The organism is Mycobacterium sp. BK086, from assembly GCA_004362315.1.
Lineage (GTDB): Bacteria > Actinomycetota > Actinomycetes > Mycobacteriales > Mycobacteriaceae > Mycobacterium.
Map to the genome: position 1 here is coordinate 2,045,150 of SNWL01000003.1, position 18,257 is coordinate 2,063,406.

At 65.7% G+C, this 18,257-nt stretch carries 19 protein-coding genes, 1 tRNA gene and 1 pseudogene; 11 read left to right on the forward strand and 10 right to left on the reverse strand.

Annotated elements, in window-relative coordinates:
* Nucleotides 1-47: 47 nt before the first annotated feature.
* From EV580_RS10150 to EV580_RS10160, 3 genes are read left to right on the forward strand one after another with little or no spacing between them, the layout of a single operon-like run.
* Nucleotides 48-1,397 (forward strand): cytochrome P450, encoded by a 1,350-nt coding sequence (locus tag EV580_RS10150; RefSeq protein WP_133690878.1) that lies wholly within the window; start codon nucleotides 48-50, stop codon nucleotides 1,395-1,397.
* Complete coding sequence (locus EV580_RS10155; protein WP_133690879.1) at nucleotides 1,394-2,653, forward strand: MFS transporter; 1,260 nt, start codon at nucleotides 1,394-1,396, stop codon at nucleotides 2,651-2,653. The genes EV580_RS10150 and EV580_RS10155 overlap by 4 nt, the downstream gene beginning before the upstream one ends.
* Complete coding sequence (locus EV580_RS10160) at nucleotides 2,650-3,855, forward strand: GNAT family N-acetyltransferase (protein WP_133690880.1); 1,206 nt, start codon at nucleotides 2,650-2,652, stop codon at nucleotides 3,853-3,855. Before EV580_RS10155 ends, EV580_RS10160 begins: the two co-directional genes overlap by 4 nt.
* A gap of 9 nt (nucleotides 3,856-3,864) precedes the next feature.
* Here EV580_RS10160 and EV580_RS10165 read toward each other — a convergent pair.
* Nucleotides 3,865-4,284: pseudogene (locus EV580_RS10165) on the reverse strand (DUF5313 domain-containing protein); the annotation flags it as partial.
* 112 nt (nucleotides 4,285-4,396) lie between these two features.
* Between EV580_RS10165 and EV580_RS10170 the strand changes: the two are divergent.
* From EV580_RS10170 to EV580_RS10185, 4 genes are all read left to right on the forward strand, one after another.
* A complete protein-coding gene (locus EV580_RS10170; RefSeq protein WP_133690882.1) occupies nucleotides 4,397-4,819 on the forward strand; it encodes a PPOX class F420-dependent oxidoreductase in 423 nt (140 codons plus the stop codon).
* Nucleotides 4,815-6,206: a serine hydrolase domain-containing protein gene (locus EV580_RS10175; protein ID WP_286171537.1), complete on the forward strand. Its 1,392-nt coding sequence runs from the start codon at nucleotides 4,815-4,817 to the stop codon at nucleotides 6,204-6,206. Before EV580_RS10170 ends, EV580_RS10175 begins: the two co-directional genes overlap by 5 nt.
* A gap of 550 nt (nucleotides 6,207-6,756) precedes the next feature.
* The gene (locus tag EV580_RS10180) at nucleotides 6,757-6,942 is read left to right on the forward strand and encodes a dimerization domain-containing protein (RefSeq protein WP_133690883.1); all 186 of its coding nucleotides are present in this window, start codon (nucleotides 6,757-6,759) and stop codon (nucleotides 6,940-6,942) included.
* A gap of 132 nt (nucleotides 6,943-7,074) precedes the next feature.
* Nucleotides 7,075-8,205 carry a hypothetical protein gene (locus EV580_RS10185; RefSeq protein ID WP_133690884.1) on the forward strand — a complete coding sequence of 377 codons (1,131 nt, stop codon included), beginning with the start codon at nucleotides 7,075-7,077 and terminating at the stop codon, nucleotides 8,203-8,205.
* A 31-nt stretch (nucleotides 8,206-8,236) separates the two neighbouring features.
* Here EV580_RS10185 and EV580_RS10190 read toward each other — a convergent pair.
* From EV580_RS10190 to EV580_RS10210, 5 genes are all read right to left on the reverse strand, one after another.
* Nucleotides 8,237-8,309: transfer RNA gene (locus tag EV580_RS10190), tRNA-Ala, on the reverse strand.
* Between the two features lie 52 nt (nucleotides 8,310-8,361).
* Nucleotides 8,362-9,402 (reverse strand): divisome protein SepX/GlpR, encoded by a 1,041-nt coding sequence (gene sepX, locus EV580_RS10195; RefSeq protein ID WP_133690885.1) that lies wholly within the window; start codon nucleotides 9,400-9,402, stop codon nucleotides 8,362-8,364.
* A gap of 146 nt (nucleotides 9,403-9,548) precedes the next feature.
* Complete coding sequence (locus EV580_RS10200; RefSeq protein WP_133690886.1) at nucleotides 9,549-10,202, reverse strand: GNAT family N-acetyltransferase; 654 nt, start codon at nucleotides 10,200-10,202, stop codon at nucleotides 9,549-9,551.
* 13 nt (nucleotides 10,203-10,215) lie between these two features.
* Entirely contained in the window at nucleotides 10,216-11,469 is a 1,254-nt protein-coding gene (gene glp, locus EV580_RS10205; protein WP_133690887.1) for a molybdotransferase-like divisome protein Glp, read from the reverse strand.
* A 49-nt stretch (nucleotides 11,470-11,518) separates the two neighbouring features.
* Nucleotides 11,519-12,439, reverse strand: coding sequence for a UTP--glucose-1-phosphate uridylyltransferase (locus EV580_RS10210; protein WP_133690888.1), 921 nt, complete (start codon nucleotides 12,437-12,439; stop codon nucleotides 11,519-11,521).
* A 63-nt stretch (nucleotides 12,440-12,502) separates the two neighbouring features.
* On the opposite strand from EV580_RS10210, the gene EV580_RS10215 reads away from it, so the two are divergent.
* Nucleotides 12,503-13,108, forward strand: coding sequence for a 5-formyltetrahydrofolate cyclo-ligase (locus EV580_RS10215; protein ID WP_286171515.1), 606 nt, complete (start codon nucleotides 12,503-12,505; stop codon nucleotides 13,106-13,108).
* 167 nt (nucleotides 13,109-13,275) lie between these two features.
* A complete protein-coding gene (locus EV580_RS10220; RefSeq protein WP_133690890.1) occupies nucleotides 13,276-13,590 on the forward strand; it encodes an FmdB family zinc ribbon protein in 315 nt (104 codons plus the stop codon).
* Here EV580_RS10220 and EV580_RS10225 read toward each other — a convergent pair.
* On the reverse strand, nucleotides 13,587-14,738 hold the full coding sequence (locus EV580_RS10225; RefSeq protein WP_133690891.1) for a sensor domain-containing phosphodiesterase: 1,152 nt from the start codon (nucleotides 14,736-14,738) through the stop codon (nucleotides 13,587-13,589). The two genes, EV580_RS10220 and EV580_RS10225, sit on opposite strands and share 4 nt — an antisense overlap.
* A gap of 173 nt (nucleotides 14,739-14,911) precedes the next feature.
* Here EV580_RS10225 and EV580_RS10230 point away from each other — a divergent pair, with 173 nt between their 5' ends.
* A complete protein-coding gene (locus tag EV580_RS10230; RefSeq protein ID WP_133690892.1) occupies nucleotides 14,912-15,565 on the forward strand; it encodes an SAF domain-containing protein in 654 nt (217 codons plus the stop codon).
* Nucleotide 15,566: 1 nt separating this feature from the next.
* Here EV580_RS10230 and EV580_RS10235 read toward each other — a convergent pair whose 3' ends face one another.
* Nucleotides 15,567-15,764 carry a hypothetical protein gene (locus EV580_RS10235; protein WP_133690893.1) on the reverse strand — a complete coding sequence of 66 codons (198 nt, stop codon included), beginning with the start codon at nucleotides 15,762-15,764 and terminating at the stop codon, nucleotides 15,567-15,569.
* A gap of 128 nt (nucleotides 15,765-15,892) precedes the next feature.
* Here EV580_RS10235 and mscL point away from each other — a divergent pair, with 128 nt between their 5' ends.
* Nucleotides 15,893-16,348: a large-conductance mechanosensitive channel protein MscL gene (gene mscL / locus EV580_RS10240; RefSeq protein ID WP_133690894.1), complete on the forward strand. Its 456-nt coding sequence runs from the start codon at nucleotides 15,893-15,895 to the stop codon at nucleotides 16,346-16,348.
* Between the two features lie 68 nt (nucleotides 16,349-16,416).
* Here the strand turns inward: mscL and mspA are convergent, their stop codons facing one another.
* The gene (gene mspA / locus EV580_RS10245) at nucleotides 16,417-17,055 is read right to left on the reverse strand and encodes a porin MspA (RefSeq protein WP_133690895.1); all 639 of its coding nucleotides are present in this window, start codon (nucleotides 17,053-17,055) and stop codon (nucleotides 16,417-16,419) included.
* Nucleotides 17,056-17,702: 647 nt separating this feature from the next.
* Entirely contained in the window at nucleotides 17,703-18,230 is a 528-nt protein-coding gene (locus EV580_RS10250; RefSeq protein WP_133691135.1) for a MogA/MoaB family molybdenum cofactor biosynthesis protein, read from the reverse strand.
* Between the last annotated feature and the right edge of the window lie 27 nt (nucleotides 18,231-18,257).

The window sequence follows — 18,257 nt, forward strand, 5'->3', positions numbered from 1 at the left end:
TCATCGTTCATCGTCGCAGCCCAAGGTAGCCGCTGTACGCTCCGCTCATGAGTCAGTCGACGCGGCCGTTACCTCCCGGTCCGCGCCTCAATTCCTGGGTTCAGACGGCGATCATGCTGCCGTTCTCGCCGCGGCTGCTGGCGGCCTGCCGGCGCCGCTACGGCAGCACGTTTACCCTGCGCGCCAATGGCGTCGACACACTCGTCTATGTCACCGATCAGGCCGATATCAAGGCCATGTTCGCCGGCGATCCCGCCGTGTTCCACGCCGGCGAAGCGAACTCGCTCTTGGCCGGCCTGCTCGGGGACAGTTCGGTGCTGCTCGTCGACGAGGACACCCACCGCGACCGGCGCCGCCTGATGATGGCCCCCTTCCGCCGGGAGGCCATCAAGAGGCAAGTCGGGACGATGACCGAGATCGCCGCGGCCGAGATCGCCGGCTGGCCGGTGGGAACCGAATTCGCGGTGGGCCCCAGGATGGCCGCTCTGACGCTCGACGTCATTCTCCGGACGGTTGTGGGTACCACCGACCCTCAGCGCCTTGCCTCGCTGCGGGCGGTGATGCCGCGGCTGCTCAGCTTCGGCTATCTCGGCATGTTGGCGATCGCCACGCCGACGCTGCTGGAGTACCGCCCGTGGCGCGGGTTACGCAGGCGGATCGAGGAGGCGAACCGGCTGTTGTATGCCGAGATCGCAGATCGGCGCAGTGACCCCGCGCTCGCCGAACGTGCGGACGCGCTGTCCATGCTGGTGCGGGCCGCCGACGAGGACGGCCGGACGATGACCGATGCCGAACTACGGGACCAGCTCTTCACCCTGCTGTTCGCCGGGCACGACACGACAGCGATCTCACTGACCTGGGCGCTGGAGCGGCTGGTCCGGCACCCCGCCGTTCTGCAGCGCGCGGTTGCCGCGGCCGACGCGAGCGCAGCCGGTGATCCGGCGGGCGACGAGTATCTCGATGCGGTCTTGCGCGAGACCATGCGCGTGCGGCCCGTCATCACCCGTGTCGGGCGGGTTCTCACCGCACCCGTCACGCTCGGCGGCTACGAGCTGCCTGCCGGAACGATCGTCGTCGCGGCCATCGGGCTGGTCCACTCCGATCCGCAAATCTGGTCGCAGCCACAACAATTCGACCCCGGCCGCATCTCTGACGGCACCGCAACTCCCACCACCTGGCTGCCGTTCGGCGGTGGGAACCGGCGCTGTCTCGGTGCCGCGTTCGCAAGCGAGGAGATGCTTGTGGTGCTGCGCGAAGTGCTGCGCCGCGTGGACCTCGAGACGACGATCGCGCCGGCCGAGCGGCAGAAAGTCCGCCACGTGATCCTCGAGCCACATCGCGGCGCACGCATCCGGGTGCGCGCTCGCCGGAACGCGGACGAGCTGGCGCAAGCGTGACCTCTCGACGCCAGGTCACCCTGCTGCTGATCGCGACGCTGACGGCTGCCGCGGGCAATGGCATCACCATGGTGGCGTTCCCGTGGCTGGTGTTGCAGCGCAACGGAAGTGCGATCGAAGCCGCGATCGTCGCCGGTGCCGCATCATTGCCACTGCTGGTGTCATCCCTGTTGGCGGGCACAGCGGTCGACTTTCTGGGCAGGCGGCGCATCTCGATCATCTCCGACGTGCTCTCCGGCGTAACGGCCGCCGCCGTGCCCATTCTGGTGTTGGCATTCGGGCAGGGCGGTCTCACGGTAGGCACCCTGGCCTTGCTGGCGGCGCTGGGAGCAGTATTCGATCCGGCGGGTATGACCGCGCGTCAGTCGATGCTGCCCGAAGCCGCAACCAGTGCGGGCTGGACGCTCGACCGCATCAACGGCATATATCAGGCCGTCTTCCAGGTCGCCTACATCGCGGGCCCAGGCCTGGCCGGCGTACTGATCGCGATCTTCGGCGGAGTCAACGCCATGTGGGTGACCGCAGCGTTCTTCCTGGTGTCGATCCTCGCCGTCGCGGTGATGCGCCTGGAAGGTGCCGGTCCGCCGACCGAAGAGGAACGCCCCGAAGGGGTTTGGGCCGGAACGGTTCAGGGCTTCCGGTTCATCTGGAACACCAAGGTGCTGTTGACGCTGGCCATCATCGACCTCACGCTCACCGGGTTGTACGTGCCGATGGAGAGCGTGCTGTTCCCCAAGTACTTCACCGACCGCCAGGAACCCACGCACCTGGGCTGGGTGCTGATGGCGTTGTCGATCGGGGCGTTCGTGGGCGCGCTGGCGTATCCGGTTCTGGTGCGCCACTTGTCGCGGCGGCTGATCCTGCTCACGTCGTCTCTGGTGCTCGGGGTGTCCATGGCGATCATCTCGGTGCTGCCGCCGCTCGGGGTGATCCTGGTGCTGTGCGCGCTGGTGGGTCTGGTATTCGGCCCCATTCCCCCGATCTACAACTACGTGGTGCAGACGAAGTCGCCGCCAGAGATGCGTGGCCGACTCGTCGGCGCCATGACCACGTTCTCGTTTGCCGCTGGGCCACTGGGACTTACGTTCGCAGGCCCGCTCGCCGATGCCTTCGGATTGCGAGTCACCTTTCTGGTGCTGGCGATCCCCATGATCGTGCTCGGTGTGGTGTCACTGTGGTTGCCGGCACTGCACGAACTCGATCGTGAAACCGACCCCGCCGCTGATGCCCAAGCCGATCCGAGAGGAACACCATGATCGAGGTTCGCGCGATAACGTCTACGAGCCCAGAGGATCTGGACCTTCTGCACCGATTCGTCGAAGACGCGTTCAAGGTGTCGTTTCCCGGTGACGACGAGCGCGACGTCGAGGCGTACTTTCATCGCGACCAGCGAGGCGAGCTCGGGCCCAACAAGACCCACGTCGTGGTCGCCACCGACGACGGCGAGGTGGTCGGCGGCTGCGTGTCGGTCTACCTGGGCACACCCAACGTCGGGGTGCTCGAGTATCAGGTTGTGAACCCGTCGCATCGCAGTACCGGTGTGGCCACCGACATCTATCTGCTCAGCGAGCGCCTCATCGAAGAAAGCGCGCAACGCGCGGGACGCTCCCTCGACATGTTCATCGCGGAGATCGAAGACCCGTTCCGTACCCCGATGTCCAGCAGTATGAATCGCTTCCGCCGTGCCGGAATCCTGCACTACAGCGGGTACAGCATCGCGGACTACCCGCATGTGCAGCGGATGCTGACAGTGCCGGGCCAGGAGGGGATGCACACGCTTCTTATGCTGGTGAAGCCGATCCCGTGGGGATCCGAAACCTCAATTCCGGCAAGCACTCTCAGGCTCATTGTGGACGAGTACTACAAATTCTTCGGCATCGACGAACCCGCGTCCGTCAAGGTGCTGGACTACCTCGAAGCCGCAGGCAATAGACACATCGAGCTCCGTTCCCTCGGCGACTACGTCTGCAACGACGAGGACACGGCACCCGTCGTCGTCGAGGAGATCGAAACCGGCGCCAGCGGCCATCGGTGGTCGATTCGGTCGCGCGATGCCGCGAGCGCCGAGGGTGGTGTCTCGTTCGTGGCCACGCCGGCGTCCGGATTCGCTTCCGCTCTCGAGCTCGCGCCCGCGCTCACCGAGCGTGCGGTGTTGTTGCACATCTGTTCTCGGATCGAGAAGCAGATGATCGAAGATTCCCGCGAAACGCACGAGTGGTATCTCCAGTGCGGCGACGACTTACGCGATGCGCTGGTCGGGGCCGATGTCGGCTTCCATGAGCTGGCCGTGCCGTGGGATGACAGCGCACATCTGCTGTACAAGGGACACGGACGCATGCACGAGGCCCCGTCTATCCCCGTCGCGAACTTCCTTGCGGCGATGCGGGAGATCCCGGGCGCCGACTACGCGAGGCTCGAACAACACCTGGCCGGTCAGGAGACGGTTCCGTTGGCGTGATGGGCGGGCTCAGAAGAACGGATTGCTGTTCTTCTGGTGGTCGGCTTCTTGCGGCCGCGGTCCGAACCGAGCGATGTAGTCCTCGTCGACCCGCTTGTTCTTCTCGCGTTTGAGGACGTCCACGAGATTGGGGTCCAGACCGTGCACGCCGAGGCGGTGCCGTCGCCACACCTTGTTGAGCGCCAAGGAGAGGGCCAACGCCCAGAGGTAGAGGGGCACCGTCATGGTCGAGTGCACATAGAGGGCATCCTGCTCGACGGGGAAGAACCAGAACGGCGCCAGCACGAAGATCGGCGGTATCGCCATCCTGATCATGTAGCGGCGGACGCTGCCCGGCCCCGCGAGATCGTTGGCGACCCAGTCGCGCATGGACGCCGGCAAGCGCCGAAAGCCGTACGCGTAGCCGATGAGTTGAAGAAGGTCAGGCCTGGTATCGGACGTAGCTTCCTCCTTGGTCGGGCACCCCTACAGGCACCCTACTCGCCCCGCGACGACCCATTTCGCGCCGTTGACGCGGGCGTCGAAGTCTAGCCTCGATGACATGGACGAACTCACCCAAGATGTGATCGATTTCCTATCCGCCGGCACCCGGACGGCCAAGCTCGGCTACGTCGCCGCGGACGGCAGACCGCTCGTCGCTCCCGTGTGGTTCATCGTGGAGGGCAACCGGCTGGTCTTCAACACCGGCAAGGAGGCTGCCAAGGGCCGCGCGATCAGCCGCGATCCGCGAGTCGTGATCTGCGTTGACGATCAGGATCCCCCGTTCTCGTTCGTGCAGGTTCAGGGGATCGCCGCCACGTCAGAAGATCCTGCGGATCTGCTCGACACCGCCACCCGGATCGGTGGCCGCTACATGGGCGCGGACCGAGCCGACGAATTCGGCCGACGCAACGGCGTGCCCGGCGAGCTGGTCGTGCGGGTGACTCCGACGAAGGTCATCGCAGGATTCAACGTCGCCCATTAATGTCCCCCAGGTGACGGATGTGCAGGCATTTTCCGATCTCGATGCCAAGATCGACGCCGCGATGAAGTCCCATGCGATACCGGGTGTGGCGGTAGGCATCTGGGCCGACGGCGAGGAGTGCGTCAAGGGCTACGGTGTCACCAATGTCGACCATCCGACGCCTGTGGACGGCGACACCGTATTCCGAATTGGTTCCACCACAAAGACATTCACCGGCACAGCGATGATGCGGTTGATGGATCAAGGCATGGTGGATCTCGATGCGCCGGTACGCCGCTACCTGCCCGACTTCGCGGTCGCCGACGCCGACGCCAGCGCCGCAGTCACAGTTCGCCAGCTGCTCAATCACACCCCGGGCTGGTTGGGCGATGACGTCCAGGACTTCGGGCGCGGCGACGATGCGCTGGAGCGCTATGTCGCTTCGATGACACAACTGCCGCAGCTGACCCCGCCGGGAGCCGTGTTCGCCTACAACAATGCGGGTTTGGTGGTGGCCGGCCGGATCATCGAGGTCGTCACCGGAAGGACATACGAGGCCGCGATCCAGCATCTGCTCCTCGACCCCCTGCAGCTGCGCCACACTCGCTTTTTCTCCGACGATATCGTCGGCCTGAATCTGGCGGCCTCGCACAACGTGGTGGACGGCAACGCGGTCGTCGACACCGGTTTCTGGGCGTTCCCACGAAGCTGTAACCCCACCGGTGGCCTGATCTCCACTGCCCGAGATCAGTTGCGCTACGCCCGGTTTCATCTCGGCGACGGCGCCGGCCTACTCCCCCGGCAGGCGCTCGTCGACATGCGTTCCAACCCGGGGGCCGGCGGCACGTTGCTGGTGGAGGTCATCGGCATGGGCGTGACCTGGATGCTGCGGCCGTCGGCGGAGGGCGCGACGATCGTCCAGCACGGTGGCACCTGGAGCGGGCAGCACTCGGGGTTCTTCATGGTGCCCGAGCGAAACTTCGCGATGACGGTGCTGACCAACTCCCAGGGCGGAGCCGAACTGACCAACGAGCTGTTCGCTGACGACTGGGCTCTGCGCTTGTTCGCCGGGATCAGCAATCTACCCGCCACACCCGAGCACCTCGGCGCCGCCGACCTGAAGCCCTACGAGGGCCGGTACATCGCCGAGCAGATCGGCGTCTCCGGCAGCCACGAGAAGGTCATCCTCGATTTCCGGGCGGGTGACGGCCAACTCGACGGCACCATGAGTTCCGAGGATTCCACGCAGGAGACCGAACGAGTGGGCCTAGCGTTCTACCGACCCGACTACGGCCTCAACCTCGGAGCCGACAGCAAACCCATTGGGAGCCGAGCGAATTTCGTACGCGGATCCGACGGCGCCATCATGTGGTTTCGCAGTCACGGGCGCCTGTACCGACGTCAATAGCGCGGGGCCTGCCCGTTGCCGTGCACTCATGGATCTCTGCGCAACAAGCGATTCGGTGAGCTGTGGAGTCGACGAACGGCAGGACGAGGGGCTCGGGCAGCGACACCATCGCAGGCCCTTCCCCGATTCAGCTGTGCCGCAGGGCAATCAACGAGTCGTGACGGTGAGGCATTTTCGGTCGCTGTCGTCGCACCAACTCGTCATCGAAAAGTTACCGAAATACATTGCAGTTCTTAAACATCTGTTGCACTGCGATGACACCGACCGCTACATTTAGTGATGCCTGGCCTATTCCCCCAAGGTGGCCGGGAGCGAAGGGCTCGGACCCTATCCCCTAGCGTTGTCCGAGCCCTTCCGCCTTGGTGATCTCGGTTCGCATTTGATGGCCAACAACTTTCGGATCGTTCGTGAAGTGTCGAGATGGCGGTGCAGCTCGGGCGCGATCACGCAGATGCCCGGTATCATCGAACGCAGAACACGACCCGGCGACCGCGATGGTGCCCGCCGAGCGTTCGACTCCACCTTTCCCTGTTATGCGTGAGGGTCACCGATGCGCGATGAATTGTTTTCCGGCTTCAGTGAGGCCGGGTGGGATGAGGCCCCGTGGGACGCGGAGCCGGTCTTCAGTGCGTCCGAGTTGCAGATCCTGCTCAACCCGGCGCTGACGGCTGCGGAGGCGGCCGATCAGGTGGGCTGCGTTGTCCATGACGTCGAACGGTTACGTCGTACGTCCTGAAATCTGCAGTCTCTCCATGTTGCCTACCGGCAATGGCGGTGGCTATTCGTTGACACAGACTCAGCGGCGGTGCATATTTTATTCGAAATACCGACCGATGCGTTCCATTATTGAACCAATGGAGAGAGTCGTATGGCGTATGCACAGGAATTCGTGGACAGCATCGCGGTGGCGGAGCGACTGGTTCGCGAGGCTCCGCACGTGGCGAACGAAGTCGATCTGCTCGAAGGCTTGCAGTACCTGGCGGGCTGTATCGCGGCATGCACCCGCCTGGTCTTCGACTACGAGCGCGACCATCCGTTCCTGCACACGGGCACCGGACCGTTCACGAAGATGGCCCTGGACAATCCCGACACCCTGTACCTCGGAACGTCGCTACACGCGGGGCATGAGTATGTGTTGACCGGGATCCGGGGCACCACAACCGATCTGAGCTTTCAGTTGCTCGGCGGCGAGTACACCGACGACGTGGTTCCCGACAGCCAGATCGCCTTCGACGACCGCGAACTCGACATCGCCGCCGACGGCAGCTTCGAATGGCGCGTCGTCCCCCGCAGCGACGCCCAGCTCGTCATCCGCGAGGTCTACAACGACTGGTCGGCCCAGCGCGGCACCTTGGCCATCGCACGCACCGACACCACCGGTACGGCGCCGAGCCCGCTGACGCCCGAACTGATGGCAGCGCGCTACGCGGCAGCAGGTAAACAACTCGTCAGGCGCATCAAGACGTGGCTCGCGTTCCCTCAGTGGTTCTACCTCAATATCGAGGTCAACACGCTAGCCGCGCCACGGCTCACCCCCGGAGGACTTGCCACCCAGTACTCCTCGGTTGGCCATTTCGACCTCGGCCCCGAGCGGGCCATGGTGATCACGCTGCCGGCCTCCGACGCGCCTTACCTGGGCTTCCAATTGGGCAGCCCGTGGTACATCTCGATGGACTACATCAATCACCAGACGTCACTGAACGGAACTCAGGCACAGGTCGATCCTGACGGAATGATGCGTATCGTCGTCGCGCACCACAACCCGGGCATTCACAACTGGGTGGAGACGCTCGACCACCGACGCGGTTACGTGCAGTTTCGCTGGCAACGGACCACGCGCGCGCTCACCGAAGCAGACGGCCCCACCGCCGAAGTCGTCGACATCGACGCGGTGCCGTCCACCCTGCCCTATTTCAGCCACAACGCGATCAGTAGCGACGATTGGCGAACGCGGATTGCCCTGCGCCAGCGACAGATCGCTTATCGAATGGTCGCGTAGCCACATAGAAGGGAACTCGATACGAGTGGAGTGGAGCTAAGGGGAATCGAACCCCTGACCTTCTCGATGCGAACGAGACGCGCTACCAACTGCGCTATAGCCCCTTGGTCTCTGGCAGGCTACCAGTCGGAGCCCGCCTTACCGAAACCGGTGACCCTACTGACCGGCCGCCCGCGGCAGGTCGAAGTGCCGGGCGAAGGCCACCTCGTCGAGGTGCTCGAAGATCGGGTCCTCGTCGTCGATGTCCAGCACCGCGGCACCAGGACGGCGCAACCGGGACGGCACCACGTCGAACTCGCGGTCCTCGGTGTTCTCCACGCCGAGCCGCGACCGCGCCATCCGCTGCTGGCGACGCCGGCGCACCTGCTCCTCGATCCTGGTCTGGCGACGCAGGTAGGCCAGATACAGCACCGTCACGGCACCGGCACCACCGCAGGCCCACCACAGGTCGGCGCTCACGGTGAAGGACAGCGCAGCGGTGATCACCATGATCGCGGCCATCGCCATCAGCATCCGCTTGCGGAAGCGGTACTTGCGCGCGACGACGGCCGCGGCCGTCGTCTCGGCCCGGCGGGGACGGTTGGCCCGCGGCGTCACCGTCGTCGCCGGCTCTTCCTCCGCCTCCAGACCCGAAGTGTCCTCGACGGTTTCGTACTCGTCGGCCGTGCCATCCTGTGGCTCGTCCTCGGCGATCGCCTCGAAGGTGTCGGTGTCCTCGCCCTCCGCGACAGTCTCGGCCTCGTCGTCGTCCTCGGCCACCGGCTCCTCCGCGACGGCGGGGGCCTCGTCGAACAGGGTCGGCTGGGGTTCGGCGACCCGGGCGGTGCCACCGACCGGCAGCGCACCGGAATCCTCGTCGACGATGTCGACGTCGAGATAGTCGGGCTCGGCCTCCTCGGCCACCGCAGCCACCACGACCACCGATCGGGTGCGGGACGGCGCGGCCTCATCCTCGGAGTCCAGCTCGTCGAACTGGTCTTCCTCGGGCTGCCAGTCCGGGTCGTGCCGGTGGCCGGCCGACGGGCCGCTTCGCTTGAAGCGGCGCGATTTCGCGCCACCGTTGAGCACCCGGGTCGCAAGCGCGACATCACTGGTGCGGCGGACGTTGTCGCGCTTGCTGATGAGCATTGGAACCAGCACGAACAACCAAAGCACCACGAGTGAGATCCAGAGCAATGACTGGGGGATGCTTGGCATGATGGCCTGCTCCTTTCCCGTCCAGGCTAGGTCCGTGACCTACGCAACCCGAGACGGCGCGCCGCAGTCAATTACACACGTGTAATTAGCCCTTGACAAGCACCAACAGCCCCAAATGTCACATTAGTAACAAGTGGGCTCGGCAATCACGCCCACTGCGCCAACCCGCGGTGCACCAATCGGCCGGCCACCGAGCCCTCGATCTCCTCCACCGTCATCGCCACCAGCAGGTGATCCCGCCACGCGCCGTCGACGTCGAGGTACCGCTCGAGAAGGCCCTCCTCCCGGAAGCCGACCTTGGCCAGCACCGCACGACTGGCCGCGTTCTCCGGGCGCACGGTGGCCTCCACCCGGTGCAGCGTGACCGGTCCGAAACAGTGGTCCAGACCCAGCGCGAGCGCACCGGTTGCCACCCCTTTGCCGGTGACGGCGCTGGACACCCAGTAGCCGATCCAGGCCGAACGCAACGCCCCGTGGGTGACGTTGCCGATCGTCAACTGACCGCAGAACTGTCCATCGAGTTCGATCACGTACGGCAGCATTCGCCCCTTGCGCGCTTCCGCGCGAAGGCCCGAACACACCGCCGGCCACGACGAAACTGCATGGCGCACAGACCAATCCACCTCGGCGGTCGGCTCCCACGGTTCGAGATGGCGACGATCGGCCATCCGGATGCGGCTCCACAACGCCGCGTCGCGCATCCGCACCGGGCGCAACCGGACGACGCCGGCGCCCACCCGGAGCGGGCCGACCGGGGCGGGCCATCCCGGATGCAGAGAGCTGTTACGCCACAGATTCACAGTCGTCCGCGGTTCAGCCGCGTTGAGCCAGGAAGGCGACGTCGACGAGTTCGCCGGTCCGGACCTGATCGACCTCGGTGGGCACCACCACCAAACAGTTGGCCTCTGCCAGCGTCGCCAGAAGATGCGACGACGCACCGGGTGCGCCGCCCAGCGCCTGCACGAGATATTCACCGGTGTCCTGATCACGCATCAGCTGCCCGCGCAGGAATCCTTTGCGTCCCGGCACCGACGAGATCGGCGACAACGCCCGCGCCTGCACGACACGCCGCATCGGCTGGCGCTTGCCCAGCGACAGGCGGATCAGCGGGCGGACCATGACCTCGAAGACCACCAGCGCGCTCACCGGGTTGGCCGGCAGCAGGAAGGTGGGCACGCCCTCGCGGCCGAGCTGACCGAAACCCTGGACCGAGCCGGGGTGCATGGCGATTCGGCTGACTTCCATATCGCCCAGCTTCGAGAGCACCGTGCGCACACTCTCGGCGGCCGCACCGCCGACGGCGCCGGCGATCACCACCAGCTCGGCGCGGTTGAGCTGACCCTCGACCACCTCACGCAGTTCCTTGGGGTCGGTGCTGACGATGCCCGCCCGGTTCACCTCGGCACCCGCATCCCGCGCGGCCGCCGCGATCGCATACGAATTCACGTCGTAGACCTGGCCGTTGCCGGGAGTGCGGGAGATGTCGACCAGCTCGCCACCCACACTGAGCACGGTCACCCGCGGACGGGGATGCACCAAGACCCGCTCACGACCGACCGCGGCCAGCAGCCCGACCTGCGCGGCGCCGACGATCGCTCCCGCCCGCACGGCGACATCGCCGGGCTGAACGTCGTCGCCGGCCCGGCGGACGTAGGCCCCCGATCGAACGCCGCGCAACACCCGCACCCGCGCCTGGCCACCGTCGGTCCAGCGCAACGGGAGCACGGCATCGGCCAGCGTCGGCATCGGCGCACCGGTCTGCACGCGGGCGGCTTGTTTGGGCTGCAACCGGCTCGGGGTGCGCGCGCCCGCCTCGATCACACCCATCACCGGGAGGCTGATCTCGCCGTCGCCCTGTTCGTCGTCGTCGGCACCGATGCCTTGAACATCCACGCTGCGAACGGCATAGCCGTCGATGGCGGCCTGGTCGAACCCGGGCAGTGGATGTTCGGTGATCACTTCCTCAGCGCACATCAAGCCCTGAGCCTCGGCGATCGGCACTCGAACCGGTCGCGGCGCCACCGCGGCGGCCACCACCCTGGCCTGCTGTTCCTCTACCGAACGCACCGCGCGCCTTTCTGCCTCGAACCCCGGTGGCGCGGGCCCGCCGCAGCTTTTACTGTTCGGTCTTGCCGGTCAGGCCTAGGCGCGCCACCAACCATCGCCGCAAATCCGGGCCATAGTCGTCACGATCCAACGCAAAGTCAACCGCAGCCTTCAGGTAGCCGCCGGGATTTCCCAAGTCGTGTCGAGAGCCGCGGTGCACCACCACATGGACCGGGTGGCCTTCCTTGATCAGCAACTCGATCGCGTCGGTCAGCTGGATCTCCCCGCCGACCCCGCGGTCGACCCGGCGCAGGGCGTCAAAGATGGCCCGGTCCAGCAGGTAACGGCCGGCCGCGGCGAACAGCGACGGCGCGTCCTCGGCCTTGGGCTTCTCCACCATGCCCTTGACCCTGAGCACGTTCGGGTTGGCGGCATCGGGCACCGTTTCGACGTCGAAGACGCCGTAGGCGCTCACTTCCTCTTCCGTCACCTCGATCGCGCACAGCACGGTGCCGCCGCGCTTGGCCCGCACCTTGGCCATGGTTTCCAGCACGCCGGTGGGCAGCACCAGATCGTCGGGCAGCAGCACCGACACCGCGTCCTCGTCCGGAGACAGCACCGCTTCCACGCACCCGACGGCGTGGCCCAAGCCGAGCGGTTCGTGCTGCACCACCGACTCGACCTTGATCAGAGCCGGGGCCCGGCGCACCTTCTCCAGCATCGCCTTCTTGCCGCGGGCCTCCAGCGTGCCCTCGAGCACGAGGTCCTCGACGAAGTGGGCGACCACGCTGTCCTTGCCCTCGGACGTCACGATCACCAGTCGCTCGGCGCCGGCCTCGGCGGCTTCCTCGGCGACCAGCTCGATGCCCGGCGTGTCCACGACCGGCAACAGTTCTTTGGGGACAGTCTTGGTCGCGGGCAGGAATCGCGTACCCAGCCCGGCCGCGGGGACGATCGCTGTGCGCGGGATCGGGACCTCTGGCGGCCTCATCGTTCACACCCTATCGGCATCATGTTGCCCCTTCACTCTGGCGCAATCGACATACGCGCTGACATGGTGGACGGCGTGCTCGCCGGTACGAAAGCCCAACACAGGGAAGCCCTGTTGGCAGCGCGACGCGCGGTTCCCGACGCGATCCGCACCACCGAGGCGCGGGCGCTGATCGATCACCTCGACGAATTCGTGAGCCGGGACGACACCGTCTGCGCCTACCTGCCGGTGGGCACCGAGCCCGGCTCGCCGGAGATGGTGGACCGGCTGCGCGCGCTGTGCGCCCGGGTGCTGTTGCCGGTGACCCGAACAAGCGCCGACGGCGAACCCGACGCGCTGCTCTGGGGTGTCTACGTGCCCGGCACGCTGGTTGCGGCCAGGTTCGGTCTGCGCGAACCCGCCGAGCCGTGGCTGCCGAGTTCCGCGGTCGCCCAAGCAAACATGGTGCTGGTTCCGGCGCTGGCGGTCGACCGCACGGGTGTTCGGCTCGGGCGCGGCGGCGGGTTCTACGACCGCTCGCTGCCGCTGTGCCCGCCCGGCACCCGGCTCATCGCGGTGGTCCGGGACGACGAGGTGCTCGATGAGCTGCCCAGTGAGCCGCATGACGTTCGAATGACGCATGCCCTCACCCCCAAATACGGACTGTTCGCGCTGGCCGACACGTTGTGAGGCCATCGGCCTACCATGCACCCGAGTGTCCCCCCTCGAATCCTTTTTGCGGCATTTTGTCCCACCGCTTCCCCGGGCGTTATCGGGGGAATGATACGTGCCACATAGCGGTTCTAGCACTTGACACGATAGAGTGCTAAAGACCAAGTTTCGTCCCGGAGGTTCAAGTGCCGACCTACAGCTACGCGTGTACCGAGTGCGACAACCGCTTCGATGCGGTGCAGGCGTTCACTGAAGATGCGCTGACCAGCTGCCCGCAGTGCTCGGGCCGGCTGCGCAAGCTGTTCAACTCGGTTGGCGTGGTGTTCAAGGGCAGCGGCTTCTACCGCACCGACAGCCGGGATTCCTCGAAGAACACCAAGTCGGAGTCGTCCTCCTCGTCGAGCTCGGAGAAGTCGTCGAGTTCCAGCGACTCGTCGTCCAGCTCCTCGAGCTCGAGTTCGTCGAGCAGCTCAGCGCCTGCGGCCGCAGCCTCGAGCTAAGAGGCCTTCGGACTCGTCGGTTCCGCGAATTCGACTGAATAGCCGAGCAATTCGCTGCTCTCGTCCTTGACCGGACGGATCATGATGCGCGCCAACGACCCGTTGGCCGTGGTCTCCTCGATTGCCGGGAACTGCTCGTCGAGAAGGTCGGTGGCCCGCAGTTCGGCGAAGGTCTCCGGGGTGACCCCGATCAGATCCCAGATGTGCTGTCCGGCCGCTTCTCCCCTGTTGACGTCCATGGTCCGGTCAAAAGCCGTGCTCGAGGCGACGACGGTTCCGGTCGGGTCCATGAAGGCGATGGCGGCATCCGACTCGCACGTGCCGGAGACCTCGTTGGCGTGCAGTTCCAAGGACGTCGGCACCGATTCCGTGTTGGCCGCGGACACGACAACAGCGGACAGGACGTCCGGAACCTGGCTCGCCGGCGTCGGCCGACCGAACAGAAACCCCTGAGCCAGCTTGCACCCCATACCCCTGAGCAGATTGGCCTGCTGCGCGGTTTCCACACCCTCCGCGACGACGGCCAGGCCCAGGCTGTGGCCCAGGCCCACGACCGCGGCGACGATCTTGCGACTCTGACGGTGCTCGTGCATCGCCATGACAAAACTGGCGTCGATCTTCAGCTTGGAAAACGGCATCGAGCTGAGCCAGGTCAGGCTCGAATAGCCGGTACCGAAGTCGTCCATCGCGATCATGCAGCCGAGGTTGATCAGCCGATCGAGCGTCCGCCGCGGCTGGTTCAGGTCTTCGATGAAGCCCGACTCCGTCACCTCAATGTGTACGCGGCTCAACGGAAATGACGCTTCTATAGCCGCTCGTGCGATCCTCGTCGCCAACTCCGAATTGCGCAGCTGGGTGGGCGACACGTTGAACCCGAGGAACAGGTTGTGCGGCCACTCCGCAGCGGCCGCAAAAGACGTGCGCATCATTTGATCAAGCAGCCGATCGAGCAGCCCGAAACGATCAGCAATGGGGATGAAGCGGTCCGGACTGATGAAGCCCTGCTCCGGGTCGTTCCATCGAGCCAGAACCTCGAATCCGAGGACGCGTCCGTCGTCCAGCGACACGATCGGCTGAAAGTACGGTTCCACCCTGCCGCTGGCCAGCGCGGACAGAAGGTTTCGCGCGAGCAGCTGATCAGCATTCACGGCCGCGCCTCCTTCTCACCCGCCCGGGCGCCGTAACTACTGTTAGGTAACGTACAGGCAAAGCCCTGCGCGAACAGCCAAAAAAGCGAAAACGCGCCGTAAGCAGCCAACTTATCAACAGGCCGGAGGCGGTGGCGAACGCCTGGCTGCCGCTGCCCACCTACGGTGACCGCATGGGTGAGCCGCTCAATCCGACGCTGACGACCCGAATTCGGCAGCTGTTGCGGCCCGACTTCACCCGCACTGTGCTGGCGCGACGCGTCGCGGCGGGCGGGTTGGTCGTTCTGGCCGGAGTTGCCGCCCTGCGGCCGGATCCGGGCGACCAGATGTCGGACGTGGTAGTGGCCGCCCACGACCTCGGCCCGGGCCTGGCCCTGTCCGACTCGGACGTCAGGATTGAAAAGCGCTCTGCGGCAACGATTCCCGACGGCGCCCAGACCGGCACCGGCACGGTCGTCGGCGCCACTCTGGCAGGCCCGGCCCGCCGCGGTGAGGTGCTCACCGACGTCCGGGTGCTCGGCTCACGGCTGTCTGGGCTCACCGCCGGGCCCGATGCGCGGGTGGTGCCGCTGCATCTGGCCGACGCGGCGGTGCTCGACCTGATCAGGCCGGGTGACGTCGTCGACGTCATGGGCGCAGCCGACGCGGGTACTGAAGCCAAGCCGACACTGGCTGCCTCCGACGCCGTCGTGGTGCTGGTGTCACCGAAGCAGAAAGCCGCAGGCGCGGGTGACGAGCGAGTCGTGTTGGTCGCACTGCCCGCCGCGGCCGCGCACGCGCTGGCTGCGGCCACCCTGGTCCAGACCGTCACGCTGACGATCCACTGAATTACCCGGGTGGCGGCGGGGGCACCGGCGTGGCGGGCGGAGCCTGCCGGTCAATGGCGTCCATGACCATGTCGGCGATCTCATCGGACGACGAGGTGCTCGCCGGTCCGGGAGTCGGGGTGGGACTCGGCGCGGCAGTGGCGGTACCAACGGTCAGTGCACCGAACAAGGCTGCCGTCGCGACCGCGCGAATCCACATGTGTTTCCCCTCGACATCTGCCGTTTCAATGGCGACTACGCCAAGGTAACAGCCGCACAGTCACCCCGCCCGACCCGTACTAACCTTCGAAGTCTCGGGGAAAGGCTGCCGTTGAAAGGGGCAATACCGTGTTGAAAGGGTTCAAGGAGTTTCTCTCCCGCGGGAACATCGTCGACCTGTCGGTCGCGGTGGTCATCGGTACCGCGTTCACCGCATTGGTCACCAAGTTCACCGAAAGCATCATCACTCCACTGATCGATCGCATCGGCGCGGGCAAGGACACCGAGTACGGCATCCTGCGGATCGGTATCGGCGGCGGGCAGGCCATCGACCTGAACATCCTGTTGTCGGCGTTGATCAACTTCGTTCTGGTGGCAGCAGTCGTGTACTTCTTCGTCGTCGTGCCCTACAACCGGCTTCGCAAGAAGGGTGAGGTCGAGCAAGCAGGCGACACCGAGCTGAGCTTGCTCACCGAAATCCGCGATCTCCTGGCCGACGCCAGTGGAACACCGAAGAAGGTGACCGGCCCCGGCACCGGCCCCAGCCCCGATACCGCGGAGACGACGAGCGCCGACAGGGATTGACCGACACAACGAAACAAAATGGCCCCCGGCTCGCGCCGGGGGCCATTTTGTCGACTGTGTTCAGGGAGTCAGTTCATGTTCCAGGGTTCGCCGTAGGTGGTGACGCTGTCACCGGCCTTGGAGATCAGGCGGGCGAAGGGGCGCAGGAGCACGCCGCCGGCCGCGCCGGTGACGGTGCCGTGGGCGTTGGCCACTGCGACCGAGCCGTTGGGGCCCGAGACGTCCACCGAGAAGGTGGCGACTTCCTGGATGCCGGGGCCGTTGCCCAGGTCAGCGCTGATCGAGACACCCGGGAACAGGTTCGGGGTGATCACCGAGCCCAGCGGGTTGAAGCCCGTGGGGGAGATGTTCGCGTCGTCGAGCAGGATGTTGGGGGTGGTGTAGCTGAAGTTGATGCCCACACCCAGTGACCACGGGAAGCCGACCTGATAGCCCAGCTCCAAGGTGCCCGCGAACTCATCGGCACCGGGGCCGACCACGCTGTAGACAGCCTTGCCGGAGTGGAACCACTCACGCGTCAGCCGGTTGCGGTCCAGGGGGAACACGCCGTTGAGGAAGGTGTCCCACTGCTGAATCGTCATCGTGCGGCCACCGCCGTCAACCAGACTCAGTTCATTGTCCAAACCTGCGTGTGACGTGCCGGTCCCGACGAAGAGTGCCGAAATGGCGGCGATCATCGCCACCAGCACCCGACCGATTACCTTCATGTTCTCCCTAGCTATGTCGACGGCGGACCCGCGGGCTCACCGAGTGTGTGGTTCGTGCTCGGGTCCCAAACATGCTGACACCGCACACGGCGCTCGGCAGTTCAATGAGAGTCCTCACAACCTGCTCTTACGCTCTGCTCATCGTTGACACGAGGAACATAACGGGATGGCATCTGGGCGGCAACGCATAGACGCGCGGTGCGCCGAATCAATTCTCGGGCGATGAAGTTTGCTGGGAGGCGAACGGCGGTTAACCCGATGACGACGCCGCCCCGGCCGGCGCGATGCCATCGCGGACAGGATCGCCACCCTTCCCGGCGCGAACCACCTGCTGAGCATCAATGGTGGTGCGGCGGAACGTTATCCCGGAACCACTGCTCTCGGTCCGCGGTGTCCCGGGTCTCGTCCGGATCGCGTTCGTCGGAGGACTCCTGCGGCAGTTCGGTACCGAAGATCTTGTTAACTGCAGATCGGTTCTGACGCGAACTTGCAATCACATCGCTCCATAATTGTGACAAAGATCACAATCTTGATATTTGCGCAGTTCACAGGGCTGTAACACAACACCTCCGACCCCGGTTGCGGCGCTCTTAAGTGACGGTACGCCGCTACCAGCGGCGTCCGTCAATGCTCCCTGCGGAGCTTGCTTAGATCTCCAGGCTGGACAGCTGCCCGATGACATGCGTTGCCAGCGGGTTCAGCGTCGCCATGCCGTCGCGAACCGCGTAGCGCGAGCCCGCGATGTTGACGACGAGCGTGCTGCCGGAAATCCCGGCCAGGCCACGCGACAGGCCCGCGTCGGTGATCCCCGCCGACAGGCCGGAGGCGCGCAGCGCCTCGGAGATGCCGAGCAGCTCACGATCGAGGATGGTCTTGGTGGCCTCCGGCGTCACATCGCGCGGAGTGACCCCGGTACCGCCGACCGACACCACCAGGTCGACCCCACCGATCACGGCAGTGTTCAGCGCGTTGCGGATCTCGACCTCGTCGGCAGACACCACCACGACGCCGTCCACCACGAAGCCCGCCTCCGCGAGCAGCTCGGTGACCAACGGCCCGCTGTGGTCCTCCTCATCGCCGTGGGCCGTGCGGTCGTCGACAACGACGACGAGTGCGCGCCCCACCAGCTCCCCTGGCTGTTCCATGGATGTCACCGTATATCCGCCCACCGTCATCCTGGCAGTCGTGCTGGTCAGCGTCAT

Excerpts from the sequence above, each read along its gene's own strand:
- EV580_RS10150 (WP_133690878.1), top strand. The coding sequence starts at position 48 with ATGAGTCAGTCGACGCGGCCGTTACCTCCCGGTCCGCGCCTCAATTCC.
- EV580_RS10160 (WP_133690880.1), top strand. The coding sequence starts at position 2,650 with ATGATCGAGGTTCGCGCGATAACGTCTACGAGCCCAGAGGATCTGGAC.
- EV580_RS10170 (WP_133690882.1), top strand. The coding sequence starts at position 4,397 with ATGGACGAACTCACCCAAGATGTGATCGATTTCCTATCCGCCGGCACC.
- EV580_RS10180 (WP_133690883.1), top strand. The coding sequence starts at position 6,757 with ATGCGCGATGAATTGTTTTCCGGCTTCAGTGAGGCCGGGTGGGATGAG.
- EV580_RS10185 (WP_133690884.1), top strand. The coding sequence starts at position 7,075 with ATGGCGTATGCACAGGAATTCGTGGACAGCATCGCGGTGGCGGAGCGA.
- sepX (WP_133690885.1), bottom strand. The coding sequence starts at position 9,402 with ATGCCAAGCATCCCCCAGTCATTGCTCTGGATCTCACTCGTGGTGCTT.
- EV580_RS10210 (WP_133690888.1), bottom strand. The coding sequence starts at position 12,439 with ATGAGGCCGCCAGAGGTCCCGATCCCGCGCACAGCGATCGTCCCCGCG.
- EV580_RS10215 (WP_286171515.1), top strand. The coding sequence starts at position 12,503 with ATGGTGGACGGCGTGCTCGCCGGTACGAAAGCCCAACACAGGGAAGCC.
- EV580_RS10230 (WP_133690892.1), top strand. The coding sequence starts at position 14,912 with ATGGGTGAGCCGCTCAATCCGACGCTGACGACCCGAATTCGGCAGCTG.
- EV580_RS10235 (WP_133690893.1), bottom strand. The coding sequence starts at position 15,764 with ATGTGGATTCGCGCGGTCGCGACGGCAGCCTTGTTCGGTGCACTGACC.
- mspA (WP_133690895.1), bottom strand. The coding sequence starts at position 17,055 with ATGAAGGTAATCGGTCGGGTGCTGGTGGCGATGATCGCCGCCATTTCG.
- EV580_RS10250 (WP_133691135.1), bottom strand. The coding sequence starts at position 18,230 with ATGACGGTGGGCGGATATACGGTGACATCCATGGAACAGCCAGGGGAG.